Annotated in this window: 12 protein-coding genes and 6 pseudogenes; 10 read left to right on the top strand and 8 right to left on the bottom strand. The window is 35.7% G+C overall.

Annotation, left to right across the window (positions count from 1 at the left end; translation table 11 throughout):
- Entirely contained in the window at window positions 1-531 is a 531-nt protein-coding gene (locus RCG21_RS32840; RefSeq protein WP_308914606.1) for a YddI family membrane protein, read from the top strand.
- A gap of 35 nt (window positions 532-566) precedes the next feature.
- On the opposite strand, the pseudogene RCG21_RS32845 reads toward RCG21_RS32840, so the two are convergent.
- Both RCG21_RS32845 and RCG21_RS32850 read right to left on the bottom strand, forming a co-directional pair.
- Window positions 567-962 (bottom strand): annotated as a pseudogene (locus RCG21_RS32845) (DUF4158 domain-containing protein); the annotation flags it as partial.
- An 11-nt stretch (window positions 963-973) separates the two neighbouring features.
- Window positions 974-1,063: pseudogene (locus RCG21_RS32850) on the bottom strand (helix-turn-helix domain-containing protein); the annotation flags it as partial.
- Window positions 1,064-1,344: 281 nt separating this feature from the next.
- On the opposite strand from RCG21_RS32850, the gene RCG21_RS32855 reads away from it, so the two are divergent.
- The 6 genes and pseudogenes from RCG21_RS32855 to RCG21_RS32880 form a co-directional block, all read left to right on the top strand.
- Window positions 1,345-1,992, top strand: coding sequence for a TetR/AcrR family transcriptional regulator (locus RCG21_RS32855; protein ID WP_308914608.1), 648 nt, complete (start codon window positions 1,345-1,347; stop codon window positions 1,990-1,992).
- Between the two features lie 228 nt (window positions 1,993-2,220).
- The gene (locus RCG21_RS32860; protein WP_308914609.1) at window positions 2,221-3,003 is read left to right on the top strand and encodes a tyrosine-protein phosphatase; all 783 of its coding nucleotides are present in this window, start codon (window positions 2,221-2,223) and stop codon (window positions 3,001-3,003) included.
- A 62-nt stretch (window positions 3,004-3,065) separates the two neighbouring features.
- A complete protein-coding gene (locus tag RCG21_RS32865; RefSeq protein WP_308914610.1) occupies window positions 3,066-4,415 on the top strand; it encodes a glycoside-pentoside-hexuronide (GPH):cation symporter in 1,350 nt (449 codons plus the stop codon).
- A 58-nt stretch (window positions 4,416-4,473) separates the two neighbouring features.
- Window positions 4,474-6,186: a glycoside hydrolase family 3 protein gene (locus RCG21_RS32870; RefSeq protein WP_308914611.1), complete on the top strand. Its 1,713-nt coding sequence runs from the start codon at window positions 4,474-4,476 to the stop codon at window positions 6,184-6,186.
- A gap of 826 nt (window positions 6,187-7,012) precedes the next feature.
- Window positions 7,013-7,276 (top strand): annotated as a pseudogene (locus tag RCG21_RS32875) (SDR family oxidoreductase); the annotation flags it as partial.
- Between the two features lie 169 nt (window positions 7,277-7,445).
- Window positions 7,446-7,550 (top strand): annotated as a pseudogene (locus RCG21_RS32880) (class I SAM-dependent methyltransferase); the annotation flags it as partial.
- A gap of 862 nt (window positions 7,551-8,412) precedes the next feature.
- Here the strand turns inward: RCG21_RS32880 and RCG21_RS32885 are convergent.
- Window positions 8,413-8,895 (bottom strand): glutathione peroxidase, encoded by a 483-nt coding sequence (locus RCG21_RS32885; RefSeq protein WP_308914612.1) that lies wholly within the window; start codon window positions 8,893-8,895, stop codon window positions 8,413-8,415.
- A 31-nt stretch (window positions 8,896-8,926) separates the two neighbouring features.
- Window positions 8,927-9,352: an organic hydroperoxide resistance protein gene (locus tag RCG21_RS32890; protein ID WP_308914613.1), complete on the bottom strand. Its 426-nt coding sequence runs from the start codon at window positions 9,350-9,352 to the stop codon at window positions 8,927-8,929.
- A 34-nt stretch (window positions 9,353-9,386) separates the two neighbouring features.
- On the opposite strand from RCG21_RS32890, the pseudogene RCG21_RS32895 reads away from it, so the two are divergent.
- Window positions 9,387-9,512: pseudogene (locus RCG21_RS32895) on the top strand (ABC transporter permease); the annotation flags it as partial.
- A gap of 110 nt (window positions 9,513-9,622) precedes the next feature.
- On the opposite strand, the gene RCG21_RS32900 reads toward RCG21_RS32895, so the two are convergent.
- Window positions 9,623-10,045: an organic hydroperoxide resistance protein gene (locus tag RCG21_RS32900; RefSeq protein ID WP_308914614.1), complete on the bottom strand. Its 423-nt coding sequence runs from the start codon at window positions 10,043-10,045 to the stop codon at window positions 9,623-9,625.
- A gap of 179 nt (window positions 10,046-10,224) precedes the next feature.
- On the opposite strand from RCG21_RS32900, the gene RCG21_RS32905 reads away from it, so the two are divergent.
- Window positions 10,225-10,662: a MarR family winged helix-turn-helix transcriptional regulator gene (locus RCG21_RS32905; RefSeq protein ID WP_308914615.1), complete on the top strand. Its 438-nt coding sequence runs from the start codon at window positions 10,225-10,227 to the stop codon at window positions 10,660-10,662.
- A 175-nt stretch (window positions 10,663-10,837) separates the two neighbouring features.
- Here the strand turns inward: RCG21_RS32905 and RCG21_RS32910 are convergent, their stop codons facing one another.
- Window positions 10,838-11,215: a hypothetical protein gene (locus RCG21_RS32910; RefSeq protein ID WP_308914616.1), complete on the bottom strand. Its 378-nt coding sequence runs from the start codon at window positions 11,213-11,215 to the stop codon at window positions 10,838-10,840.
- A gap of 22 nt (window positions 11,216-11,237) precedes the next feature.
- Window positions 11,238-11,414, bottom strand: a pseudogene (locus tag RCG21_RS32915) (IS110 family transposase); the annotation flags it as partial.
- Window positions 11,415-12,007: 593 nt separating this feature from the next.
- On the opposite strand from RCG21_RS32915, the gene RCG21_RS32920 reads away from it, so the two are divergent.
- Window positions 12,008-12,316, top strand: a complete 309-nt coding sequence (locus RCG21_RS32920; RefSeq protein ID WP_308914617.1) for a hypothetical protein — start codon at window positions 12,008-12,010, stop codon at window positions 12,314-12,316.
- A 1,222-nt stretch (window positions 12,317-13,538) separates the two neighbouring features.
- Here RCG21_RS32920 and RCG21_RS32925 read toward each other — a convergent pair.
- Entirely contained in the window at window positions 13,539-14,840 is a 1,302-nt protein-coding gene (locus tag RCG21_RS32925) for a helix-turn-helix domain-containing protein (protein ID WP_308914618.1), read from the bottom strand.
- Between the last annotated feature and the right edge of the window lie 29 nt (window positions 14,841-14,869).

The raw sequence follows: 14,869 nt of genomic DNA on the forward strand, positions 1-14,869 counted from the left end.
TTGGAACCAAATCATAAGAAAAATTACATTTTGCTTATGCTCGTTTTTGTTGCAGCCGTTTTAGTTATCATGTATATTTTCGGTTTGCGATCACAACTGCAGGAAGTAAAAGCGAATCAAAGAAATTACGAAAATCAGATCAAAACCTTATCTTCTGTTCAAAATACAGATGCGTTAGAAGTAAATCAGAAGTTCCTTGAAAAGTTTTTCACCTATCAAATTACTACTGAACGATATGAGGAAATCAAACCACTCATGACTGATCAAGGATTTAAAGCGACCCATCCATCTGGAACTGAACTGCCTAAGTCTAAACAATCAGTTAGGTCTTCAATGGTTGGATTAAAACCCTTTGAATATCAATCTTCAAAAACTGAAGCTGAGTTTCTTAATGAGTTTAAGCTCACAACCGAATTTAACGATGTCTCAAACACAGAAACGGTTATTGTCAAAACGTCGCTAATCTATGTTAAAGAGCAGGGTTGGAAGATAAATGATGTTGAATTTGTAGGTCAATTAACTGGACGATAGAAGGAGGCTTTTCAATGAAACAGATTCTTGAAAATTTACTTGAAAATGTAACCACTATTTTCTTGCCGAGAAATTATTATAAAGAAAAAATGGTAAAGCACATACTTACACAACCAGTCTTTTATAAAATCTGTATCTTGCAGGGAAGCTTCTCGAAATCCAAAATAAGCACGTATTTCTGAACGGTGATAAGTAATAGTACGTCCTGCCCAATCGTATTCAGAAAAGGTATCAGGATTAACAACCAGCTGCTTAGCTATGTAATCTACCACTGTTTTAGGTATCTTACTCTTGGTATGAGGGAACCTGGCTTCGTATTGGAAAAACTTAAACATAACTGCAAAACCGATCTTTGAGTTTCCTCTTTTTAGTTGTATTAACTCTTGTTCATCAGGCATCAGTATAAAGTGTTCAATTAATTCATCTAATTCCCAATTCCTTTTTAATTTCTTTCCTCTTTTTGTATCTTACGATACAGAGTCATACGAGAGATACCAGCCTTCTCAGCTGCATCTGTCCGGCTCATCCCTTGTCAGACGTGTTTTTGATCAAACTTTTTTATATCCCAACACTAACACATTTAGTTCAACAACGATGGGCTGCTTCCTGCTTCGGTAGTCCACTTTTTATTTTGCTAACTAACAGTATAGTTTCTATGGTTCTTTAGTGAAAAATAAAAGCATCACATACTATACACGTAGGACATTTATAGCAGCTTAAAAAGTACATAGATTAAGCATAGTTAACTACTAGTTAATACAATTTATACATGATAAAATGTCTAAGAGTTTAGAGTTAGGGGGCCGTAGTTAAATGAATCAGCAGTGGAAAGAGCAATTAGAGAAGTACAGAGATAATCGTAAAGAAGAAATCCTTACTGCAGCTCAGCAATTATTTCTTGAAAGAGGATTAGGAGTTGTAAAGTTAAACGATATCGTAAAGCAGTGTGGGATTAGCAAGGTTACCTTTTATAAATATTATAAATCAATCGATGAAGTTACTTTTGCAGTGCAAATGAAATTACTTGAAAAGTATATTGATAATGATAAACATTGGATGATACATGGGAAAAACGGATGGGAAAAAATGGAGTATTCTCTCCGATATCAAATTGAAAATTTAAAAACTGAAAAAGATGCAATCAGTTTCATAGGTCTTTTTGATATGCATTATCGTGACCATTATCCCACTCCAGAATTGGAAAATGCATTTCTAGATCTTTTAAAAAAAGGTCGGTCACTCTTTAAAAACATACTCTTAGAAGGAATTCAGGATGGATCAATTCGTAATGATATTGATATAACGACTCTGCAATTTACAATTAGCAATATAACGAGTGCGACTATTCAACGTATGGCTTTAAGAGGGGAAATTTTAAAATATGATCAAGGTATTGATCCAGACCTAGTTCTTGAGCAGATGGTTAATATGATCTTAGAATATTTAAAACCAGTTAAATAGAATGATAAAGGATGTTGTCTTTAATTTAGATGACATCCTTTTTTATTTACAATTTCTTAACAATATAAATACGTTCAATTAAAAATACGTAGCTATAATTCAAAGTGTATTTACTAACAGTAAATACCTAGTTATGGTAAGTAAATAGTTTGGTCGGCCAACCAAAAAGTTAAGTTTACAAGTTAATAGCATTACAAAGTCTAATCGGGGCACAGAGGAGAATTAGTTATGAAAACAATGGATAATCAATCGTTAGAAAGTCGGACAAATTTTCGAGCGATAGCGAGTTACAGAACAAAGGATGGACGTAAAATCATTGAGAACCGACTATATCGTTCAGGTGAACTAGCTCAATTGACGATAGAGGATCTTCATTTTGTCCACTCAATTGGGCTAAGTCACGTTATTGATTTTCGTTCTGTAAATGAAATTGAAGCAAAACCAAACCCAATCATAAAAAATACTAAGTATGTCAACATCCAAGCTATTGGTGGTTCTATGAATCAAGAAGAAATGATGAAAGGCATTAAGCAATTATTAGAAGCTGATCACTCAGAAGGTTTTTTAGAAAACGTAAACCGTAATTTTATAAGAGATACTACTTCAAAACAGGCTTTTAGACAATTTATCGACATAGCAGTTGAGGCTGATGGGAGCCCATTTCTATGGCATTGTACGGCAGGGAAAGATCGAACTGGCTTTGCTGCAGCCATTTTACTAGTAATACTTGGAGTACCAGTGGAGCAAATTTTTGAGGACTATTTGCAAAGTAATAATAATCGTATAGAAGAGAACAAAAAGATACTAGAAATAATTAGTATGATGCTCCCAAATAATGATGAATTTGAATATATCAAAGAAGCAATGTCCGTAAAAAAATCCTATCTTCAAGCTGCATTTGATGAAGCTGAACATTGCTATGGTTCAATTGAAAACTATCTTGAAGAAGGACTAGGTGTTACGGCAGATATACGCTCAATATTACAGCAACTATACTTGGAACAAGTTTAAAAACAAGCTGATTCAATAGTAGAATAAGTGTTCTTAGAAAATACAACATCGAGGTGAAAAAAATGAAGGTTTCGTCAAAAACAGTTCTATCATACGGGCTGGGGAGTCTTGGGTCGAATTTGATTTGGGGGTTAATGCTAGGTTATTTAATGCTATTTTATACCGATTACTTTGGGATATCGACAGTTGCTGTAGGAACATTATTTCTTGTAGCGCGAATTTGGGATGCTTTAATGGATCCTATTATGGGCGTCATTGTAGATAATACAAAATCCAGATGGGGAAAGTTTAGACCGTATCTTCTGGTTGCCCCGGTTATTATGGCCGGTCTTACGGTTCTTTGCTTTTTACAGCCTCATATCAGTCCCGCAGCTAAGATTATTTACGCATATGTAACGTATATAATGTGGGGAATGAGCTACTCTGTAGTAGATGTTCCATATTGGTCCATGACAGCTGCTATCACAGACGATCCAAAGGAACGGACAAAAGTGGTTATGGTGCCCCGGGTAATGGCAATTATCGGCGGATTAGTTGTAAGTGTCTTTACCTTACCGCTTGTTAAAGCGTCAAACAGTTGGTTCCTTGTCAGCTTGATCTATGCGGTATTATGTGTCGTCTTCTTCTGGACTACATTTTTCAACGTAAAAGAACAAGTAACAGTAACTCGAAATGAAAAGTTTACGTTCAGAGATGCTTTTCGCGTCATCAAATTGAACCAGCCGCTTCTGATGTTATTGTTGACAATGTTATTGGAAGATATCATAACAAAATTCAAAGGTGCTTTCGGTATCTACTATTTCAAATATTATTTACATGCTGAAAATCTTTTTCCTCTATTTTCTTTGGTCAGCGTAGTGCCAATATTAATAGGAGCCATGTTTATACCGATGATGTCGAAGCGCTTAGGGAAAAAGAAAACGACTATCATCGGACTTGTTGGTTCCGGTGTGTCGGGAATTGCTTTATTCTTTGTAGGCAAAAGTATGATTTCGTTCTTTACTATATCTATTCTAGGTTCTTTGTTTTTTGGTATAGCGGCGATTACGATGAGTGCTATGATTGCCGATTGTGTGGAATACGGCGAATGGAAAACTGGAAAACGGGCAGAGGGAACGGTATTTGCAACTAACACCTTTCGCTCTAAATTCGCAGGGGCGATAGGGGGAGGAATAGGAGCTTATTTGCTTTCTGGTATTGGTTATATCCCTAATCAAACTCAAACAGGTACAACGATGGTGTGGATGCAGCTATTATATACGATTATTCCAGGAATCTTGTTACTAATCTCTGTTGTGCCGCTCTTTAAATATCAGTTAACAGAAGTGACTTATGAGAAGATTTTATCTGAGATAAAAATAAAACGGGAAAGCAATAGAGCTAAGGCTGATACTTTAGTTAAGGTTCAGTGAAAACACAATTTTTTCATCAAATTAAAATATAAAAAAAATTGACACGAGGAGGAAAAACATGATGAATTTAAAGGGAAATCCATTTTATTTAACAGATGAAGATATTGATTGGGTTAACGCCACTTTATCATCTATGACGGTTCAAGAAAAGGTAGGTCAGCTTTTTTGCCTGCACGGTACGTTTAAGGATAAAGAGCTTTTAAAAGAGACATTAGATACCTTTAAGCCCGGGGGATTCATGTTTAGACCGGATAAGGGGGAGACGATTCAGGATGTTCATCGTTTCTTGCAGGAGCAATCCGCTTTTCCTCTACTTCTTGCGGCAAACCTAGAAGCCGGAGGAAATGGCATTGCATTAGACGGGACAGCAATTGCTAATCCTATGCAGGCAGCAGCAACAGGAAACACAGAAATAGCATACAAGCTAGGGGAGATTGCTGCTAAAGAGGGCAGTGCTGTCGGCTGTAACTGGTCTTTTGCACCTGTAGTAGATATTGATAAAAACTTTCGAAATCCTATCACCAATATTCGTACTTTTGGATCTGATGTTCCCACCATTATAAAAATGAGCAAAGCGTATGTACAAGCCTTGCAAGAAAACGGACTAGCGGCATCCATCAAACATTTTCCAGGAGACGGTGTGGATGAAAGAGATCATCATCTAGTGACTTCTGTTAACTCTCTCTCTGTAGAGGAGTGGGATCGTACCTATGGTATTATTTATAAGGAATTAATTGAGGCAGGTACAAAAACAATTATGCCTGGACATATCATGCTCCCTCATTATTCCAGGAAGCTTCGCCCTGATATTAAGGAAGAAGAAATAATGCCGGCTACTCTATCTAAAGAATTGTTACAGGATTTACTAAGAGAACAACTGCAATTTAATGGTGTTATTGTCTCTGACTCTACCATGATGGCTGGGTTCGCAATGGCAAAAAATCGAGAAGAGGCAGTTCCTTTAACAATCGAAGCGGGCTGTGATGTGTTCCTCTTTAACCGAGATATACAAGAGGACTTTAATTTTATGATGAAGGGTCTTGAAAATGGACTGCTAACGATGGAAAGAGTAGAGGAAGCAGCCACGAGAGTGTTAGCCTTAAAAGCATCTCTTGGTCTCCATAAAAAAGAAGCCGCTGCGATAGTTCCGAGAGAAGAGGAGCTTAAGGTACTCGGCTGTCAAGAACATAAGAAGTGGGCATCCATTGCAGCAGATGAATCCATTACCCTGGTAAAAGATACAAAACAATTACTACCTATATCCGCTAATCTATATCGGCGAGTTTTGTTAATTCCTGTAGAGGGCATAAACTCTCAGTTAAAAGCAGAGGGCTTCTACTCCAAATCCTACACTGAAAGCTTTGCAGATAAGCTGCGAACAAATGGGTTTGAGGTAGTTCTCTTTGACCCAAATCAAAATTTTGGAGCGTCATTTACAGCTCCTACGTACACAATGAAAGAACAATTTGACCTTGTTATTTATTTAGCGAACCTTCCTACCGTAAGTGTAAAGCCTACTTTGCGGCTGCAGTGGTCGCCATTGCTTGCGGGTGACTTACCATGGTTCATTCAAGAGGTTCCAACTATTTTCATTTCTCTGGCCAACCCATATCATTTATTCGATATTCCGAGAGTCCCTGTCATGATTAACTGCTATCATGCAAACGAAAACATTATTCATTATCTTTATAAGAAGTTAACGGGGGAATCCGAATTTAAAGGAAAGAGTCCGGTAGATCCGTTTTGTGGATGTTGGGATACACGATTTTAATTGGTGATGTGTATTTGTAATGAAAGTTGCATCACTGAGTATCCGCGAAATGAGTACGATACTCCTAGTTATAAATGCTATTGGTTATTACATGATTTAGTTCCATTGCTATACAGATCCCAAATTTATCCGCCTGTGCAACTAGTGACAGGCGGTTTTTTCAGGTTCAGTTGTATAGACAGGCTCCCCAAGAATTCTTCCCTACTCGCCAATCTATAATGAGAAAATCTAATAAACACAAAATTAATTGTGTTGTCAGTTTGTCGATAAAGAATTGTGTTTTTCTTATTTCACATATCAGCTAATAGAAGGATTATTGAATAAAATTAATATTTTTAAAAGACCGTATTGTTAAGTCATTACTAAAAATTTAACAACTTTATGTTACCCTCATCCAAAACAGGACGGGGGTACGCGTGTTGAAAGTATTAAACTTAAACAACTTACTGTAATCTTGACATTTCCTATTGCGGGTGGTGACAGCTTCGCTGGTACTCCCCCTATTAAGAATTTAAATAAATAAAACGTAAAACACGCCCCCATCCTATCTTTGGTTGAGGGCGTGTTATTTGGGGGAATCGTCTTGAAAATGTGCTTAGCGTTGTAAATCCGTATTTTCCTGACGGTATCCCTAAATTAAAAATAGCTTCATAACTTTTAAGTACTGATGCCGAAACATCATTTTGGTACAAAAGACGAACAATTTTTTGTGGCCAATGTGAAGTTTTTTCTTTATATCCAAACGATCTCTAACCCTGCCAACCTTGGGCGCTGCCCAAACCCGCAAGGGAAGAACCTCCCCTTGACCCTTTTTTAAAAACACCCGGTTGATTACGCCTCTTATAATATAAGAATTAATGCATTATTACCTGGAACCATTTTTACCCCTTTTGTCGAAGACTATTTATCAAAAGATCCGAATCCTGAAGAAGCTATTAAACTTATTAAAAAGAGACAATTAAGCGGTGAACTAGGAAAACCAATTGACATTGCATACGCAGCTCTGTATTTAGCTTCTGATGAATCAAAGTTTATGATGGGTACCCCTTTTATTATTGATGGGGGAGTGACATATGGTAAACAGGTATAAAACATCTGTAATACTGTTCAAACTCTAGAAGGTTAATATCCATCCTATAAGCAATCTGATTTTTAATGTTTTCTGTAAAACACCTGTTCGTAAAAGTACACTTTTTGCGAACGGGTATTTTTTGTTCAAAAATGGCATTTTTCACGTTCGTAAAACTTAAAAATTAATTTATGAACGTTTTGTTTTTCTTCTGTCAGAGTTATTTGAAAAATACAGTAAGAATGGAAAATTGGTTCTCCAAAACATAACGAGAAGCTATCTAGGCAATGTCTAAACATCCGAACATAAAAATCAGGCTCATAATTGGGTGAAACAAATAAATCGTGAGGATATAGGCTTGCATAAAATAAAAGACAACCCATATTTAACAAGGTAATTATTTTACCTCCTATAATTACGAACAAACAAAGGACCGTCAACCGGTCCTATTTCTTTTGATTATTTTATAGTCTTATGGCGGCAGCACTACGGACTGATCAGAAAGGAAAATGCATCCTTTCTGTTATTCCGTACATGTCGCTTCGGTATTAAATGTACCGATAACCACGGACTGTACGGTTCACGCCTACATTCCGTAGGTTCCTGTTCCATTTACGGCCACTGCCGCCATACCGAACGAGCCGAATACCAAAAAATCCAAAGATTTAAAGATTAAAAGAATAAAGAACAAATGGAGAGCAGCCAAAACGGCTGCTTTTTTTGTTGATTTTTCCCTTTTGCCTTCCGAATCGTAAAACAGCGCAAGCTTTCTAACCTTCCAGCCGGTAGGACACCTGGCTCTGTTATTATTAATTGTTAATTTTTCAAACTATAATTTTTTTAATATGAAAGGGTGCATCGATTTAGATGCACCCTTTACGTTACTTCTATTTTTTTAATCCCTATACCCCTTGCCAATTACTTTTCCATTATATAGAAAAAGGTAATGTTTCTTAATACTTTATTATTTGTTAAGAACGTCACCGATGTAACAGTTTTTCCATCGTATTTTTCACCAATTAAGTGAGCTTGTTTTTTAGTAACAATTCGTTCCCCAATTATAGGTTTTTCATTTTTTATAATTTCCATCTTTTCTTTATCCGATAAGCTATTTGCACATTTCTTACATAGACATACTTTGTAACGTACCTTACTTATTACATGGATATAAGCTTCCGTAAATCATTCTCAATTTTATTAGGTTCTGTTGTTGGAGCATAGCGCTCTGCTACTTTCCCGTTTGTATCAATAAGGTACTTGGTAAAGTTCCATTCTATATTTTTGGACATTATCCCTTTTTTCTGTTCTTTGAGAAATGTAAATAGAGGGTCTTCGTTTTCACCATTTACATCAATTTTTGCAAAAATAGGGAAAGTTACTCCATAATTCAATTGGCAAAATTGCGTTGTTTCTTCAATATTTTCAAACTCTTGATTGTTAAACTGGTCACAAGGGAATCCTAATATTTCAAACCCTTTGTCCTTATATTTATCATACAATTCTTGAAGACCTGTAAATTGAGGAGTTAACCCACATTTACTTGCTGTATTCACTATGAGTAATATTTTCCCTTCGTAGTCTCTTAGTAATTTTTCCTTATCATTTTTCATTTTAACATTAAAATCATACACTGTTTCCATGTTAAGTTCCTCCAAAACCAAGAAGATATTTTTAATCAACGAGTTTTAAAGTTACCTCCATATTTCCTCTTGTCGCGTTGGAATATGGACATACCTGGTGGGCTGCTTCTATAAGTCCCTGTGCTGTTTCTTTATCCACACCTTCTATTTCCACCTCAAGGTCAGCTGCAAGTTTAAATCCTTTGCCTGCTTCATTTTTTAGAATAGATATACTGGCAGTTACTGCTGTTGCTGTCACACCTTTTACCCCTTTTGTACGAATCACAAGGTTTAATGCCGAGTCAAAGCAAGCAGAGTAACCTGCTGCGAATAATTGTTCTGGATTTGTCCCGTATCCACCTGGACCACCAAGTTCTTTTGGTGTTTTTAAATCCAAATCTAATACGTTGTCAGAAGAAACTACTCGTCCATGTCTGCCTCCTACCGCTGTTGCTCTTGCTGTATATAATACTGTCATTTTACATTCCTCGTTTCTTTTTGTAAGTTTTCTTGATCTTGTCAACAACGGAAACATTGGTTGGGATTTTGCTGTTTCGCTCATCGGAGCTGCTATCATTGTGGCCATTTTTGCACCCATTACAGTCCGTGACTATATGCGTCGTACGGAATTTGAATGAACGGTAAAGTAAAAAGAAAAAGAGGCTTATTCCTGGTTTTTATGGCAGGTTAGCCTCTTTTCTATTTATCAATAAGTTCCTCCTTCCAGGGCGTTTCTAGATGAGAAATCTTAGATTACACTCGTTATTAATTTAACATCCATATTCCCATTCGTTGCTTTAGAGTAAGGACAAACACCATGAGCTTTATAAACTAATTCCTCAGCCTCTGCTAATGATACCCCTTTGATCGATACGTTTAAGACCGCAGCTAATTTAAAACCGCCATCTTGGTCTTTCCCAAGTGAAACTTCCGCCGTAACTTTTGACTCAATTCGTTTTCTCGCCTGTCGTGCGACTAAATTTAATGCACTATCAAAGCAGCCTGCATAGCCGGCAGCGAATAATTGCTCTGGATTCGTTGCATTTTCTTGTCCCTGACCGCCTAAAGATTTTGGCATTGAAAGGGCTAAATTTAATGTCCCATCACTGCTTGTTACTTTTCCAGCTCTGCCACCTTCTGCTGTTGCACTTGCGGTATATAATAATTCCATAAAAAACCACCCCAAAATATAATTTTATAAAATTTAATTTCGCGCAATTTATTTTATAAAATTATATTAACCATAAAGTATTCTGAAGTCAATAATTAAATTGTGTAAAATTAAATTGGTGTTTAAATAATTGCTTATTGTATTATAATGGTACTAATGAAAGATGAAAGGACAAGGAAATGGAAAATTATCAATTAAAACTCGAGAACCAAATATGTTTTAAGATTTATTCAACCGAACGTGAAATCACTAAATTATACAGAAGTTTATTAGAAGAGTTGGAGGTAACGTATCCTCAATATTTAGTATTATTGGTACTTTGGGAGAGAAAATCGGTAACGGTTAAAGAGCTTGGCCAAAAGTTATTTTTAGATTCGGGAACATTGTCACCTATGCTAAAGCGAATGGAAGGGAATAATCTTATTGAACGCCGAAGATCATTGGAGGATGAAAGAACGGTCATCATTTCATTAACACAAAAAGGTGAAGACTTAAAAGACAAAGCTCAATGTATTCCTTCAAAATTGCTGGAAAATCTGTCCTTAGACATGAAGGAATTAACGAATTTAAATCAAACACTAACGACCATTTTAACCAGAATTCAACAGAAAATATAAAGCCGGGTTAAAACAAAAGGAGATACCAAAGACTCTTACCAACGCGTATGAGTCTTTTTTATAGTCATTAGATGGCTGCTAGTTTTTTGAGGATGCTTTCCACCATTGCATTAATATCTTCATTTTCCGTGTTTTGCAAGTACTCGGGCTTAAGGACCTGGGTTTTCTTCGCTACTTAATAATCAAATAGCGCCTGTTTCAATGACAATTCCTCTTCCACTAAAAAGGATGTATTCACCAATTTCCCTAGAACCGTTTCATCCTGAATAATTAAGATGGAGAGATTCAATTGATTAAAAACTTCTGCATTCATACCATTTTTATAAAATGTATGAATGGTAGTAAGTTGTTCTTTTCTTGATTGCATCTTTTTTTCGTATAGATGCCTACAGCTTCTTTTTAAATCATTCAAAAAAATATCTGAAGCATAATCAGCTGATAAAACAGCTTGTTCAAACACTTTTTGGAAACGAAGGGGATAAGATAACTCTTCATTGGAAATGGTTTGACCAGCTTCATTTATATAATCAATACAGAGATTCGTAAGCTCCATAATGATGTCTTCCTTCGAAGAAACTTTCCATAGCTACATGAGTACAACGCTTATTTTTAATCCAGTCCACCAATTGGAAAAGTTCATGTGTCATGGTACCAAATGTTTCAATTTCTTTTCCTTTTGGAGTGATCGCGCAAGCGGTAATACTCTTTTTATGAACATCGAGTCCACAACAGCGATTATATACAACTTCCATTTGTAAAATTCTTCCTAGGCTGAAATAAATTAGGGCTGGTGCAACAACCCTATAAGATTAATCTATCCTGCGTGCTTCTCGTCAGAAAGCAACAATTTGTGGTGCACCTGGTCGTAGCGAATCAGTATACCATACGGGCTTATAAGCACCATAGTTTAACGACCTTCCTTCGCCAGCCATATTAACAGGATTGACAGGGGGAGAGGGAACTAGACTAGGATAAAAGTATTTTCATTCATTTGATGGTGCCGCGTAAGCGGCATGAGTGTCTACCATGAAAATAAGTTTCTTCAAGAATAGAAAAGTGACAATACTTAAGAAGACCCTGCTCATCGTTAAAAAAAGAGGAGAGTGTTAAATTAGCAAGCCTATAGATTGGATTGACTGGATTAAAGTCAGTATCAGTATTGACACTTCCTATCCATTTTCATTCTATGTGGTGCAGCCCTGCTGCATGGGTGGCTAACGGGTAGCAAGAGTTGAAGAGCAGGGCTGTCGTTTCGGCAGCTTTTTTTTATTGTGCTAACGGGGAGGATAGTTGAACAATGATAGGGAATACTGGAGTTATATATTTTTCTAAGGTGAATTAAAAGATGACTCCATTGATTAGAAAAGAAAAAATTATAAGTTCCGATAAGTTTTTTCAAAGAATAAATCAAGTAGAAGTGGAATATGTAAACTATTGGAAAGAACATACGTTATGGAACTGGGAATTTTGGGTTTCAGTAGCATTATCAATCATTCCTTGGCTTGTATGGATAATACTGCGAAAGCGTGGAAGTGAGGCAAGATTACTTTTAGCTGGAATTTTTGGGTTAAGTGTAGCTTCTTGGCTAGATTTTTTAGGCCTTGTTTTTGGGCTTTGGCATTATTCTGGGAGATTATTGCCTACATGTCATTAATATATATATATATAATTTATTCTTAAATTCAAATAGATATTCAGTCTACAAATTTTTCTTTACCTTCTCGGTTTACAAGCTTTTAAAAAAGTACCATTATTCAAGTTAATAGTAATTATTTAAGGTTATTTTTAACCATGAATGTGCTGGGTTTTTTAAATGTCAATCAACTATGTATTTAATTAATAAATTAACATATATATTGTTGTATATTTATATGTGTTAATAATATATATGTATATTTTTAATAGGAATACAAGTCTTTCAAGTATTTTAGTACACAATAAACTGAGATTGGACATATAAAATGTTTTCAAAGGCCATAACTGAATATTATTAAAGAACTTCCGCTCATCTTGTTTGAAAGCTTAAATTTTAGATTTGTAACCTTGGAGTTCCTCTAGCCTTAATATAAAAACCTCATAACTAATCCTTCATTTCTTCAGAATTGACTAGTAATTTTTACATTAATGCTACAATTTTAAATATACATAAACCGATTTAAATAAGACAGTTCTTAACATTTAATATACAGTCTTTTAAGGAGGTCGATATCTAATCATTTGAATCTGTAAGTTTTGTAGCTTTAAAAGGAATAAAAAACTCTAACCATAATTCGGTTAGAGTTTTTTTATAGTTCCATCTTTTTTTTTCTTTAACAACAAAATACCCTTAGACATATATATTAATGTATATATCTAAGGGTATTTCAAATTCATTATATTTATAGGGGTATGTAATATATTAATAATAACATATATATCGTCATATATTTATATAAAAATTTATAATATATACATATATGAATATGGTTATATATTATATGCAAGGTATAATGAATAAAGAAACATAAGTGAATCGAACTAGTGAAATATCTGACTGTAACTTCATTTTGACTAAGGGTTGTATTGAATGGAATAACTAATTTATTTCTGTAGGACTGTAATTTAGTCTAACTATTATTTTGAAGGTAAGTGTTATTTATAAGTGGTTTGTATCGTTCAGATAAGTCTAGAAAATCATTTTCATCTCAACAATACTTTTCCACGAACTACATAATTGATTTAATTTTTTGTGCAGAGTGGAATGAAATCCTACGCTTTGAATTTTCCTTCACAGTAAAAAATCCCAATACTGATAGAAGAGGTAAATCCCCCTCATAAACATTCCAAGGGGGATAGGAGTAAATTTAGCTTGATGGCTATGATCTTCGCCACCCGATTTAAGTTAAACGATAAATTTTACTTGGCCTACCACGAGAGGCAGAGCCTTCAGAACCCATGTACTCTGCTAAACCCACTTCGGTTAAACTGGTAACCATCCGTCTAACATTTCTCTCATCGAGACGGAGATGGGTAGCTATTTCTTTTGTAGTGAAACTTCTTAAACCCAATCGTCTCACAGTCGCTGCTAGTTTGCTATACATTCGAACACTTACATTTCCTTGTTCTAGCTTTTCTAAAACATCCTTATCTTCAAGACGATAGGAATAAGACAACTCATCATCTTTCCCTGCAGATTCGATTACCTGCCCATCCTCCTGGATAATTACAATCCCACGATCCTCCCTCTCTTTGGACCGCTGGATTGCACTAAGAGCATTAACCTCAGCAGCAAAGACTGTTTCTCCATAACCAATTCCAACTGCGATCGTCGACTCGGATTCAAGAGAAAGTTGATCCACCGTCTGAACCAGCATGCTAATATTTCGCTCAATGGCTCCACGGGAACTAAAAATAAGATATCGCCCATTCCCTCTCTCCATGAGAGAACCGTCTAAAGACTCACACAAACGTATTAACGATACCTTAAGTAGGGTCTCCAAATACTGTAACCGGTAGGGGCTTCTTGCTTTTTCAGCAATCTTATCAAAATCATTAATATCAATGATTCCCACACCAATTTGAGTATCCTTAAAATAAAATGCCCTTACCTTTTCTTCCAAAATTCTCATGGTTTGCTGAATTTCAAGAATTGTGGGGGTATACCAGTAAGCTGGAACACCGGCTGCTAGTAAACTTTTATAAACACCTTCGAAACAAGTTATCGCAACATCAATCTTACGTTCTTCCCATAAGTTCAGGTGATACTTCAGTAACTCGTTTGGGTTGGTCTGTATTCCATATCTTTTTATGTAAATATTAGAAACGGGTACATCCAGCTGTTCTAATGCTTCTTCTATTTTTGTCTCTTCAAGCTCGTCGATACTAACCCTTTCGACGATTACATGATGGTTTAGAGCCGTCTGCAAAAAACAACGGAAAAGACCTGCTTCTGTATGTTGAATATGTAACAATTGTTCATCAGAATTCAAAATGTTTTTTGCAATAATATAAGAAAGCTTACCCGAAAAAAACCAAATATCAACCTGATGATCATTTTCTTTAACGATGGCACTCGTCTCCTGAAAATGGTTGTACGGAAATGGTAAAAATCGCAAGCTCAAATCCATTTTCATTTTTTTCGCAAGAGTTAAAATTCGATCTACCGAAGTTTTAGGGCCTACAATTCCAATCTGATACATATGTACCTCCCTTCTAGTACCTGATCACT

This window comes from Bacillus salipaludis, from assembly GCF_030938565.1.
GTDB classification, from domain to species: domain Bacteria; phylum Bacillota; class Bacilli; order Bacillales; family Cytobacillaceae; genus Neobacillus; species Neobacillus salipaludis_A.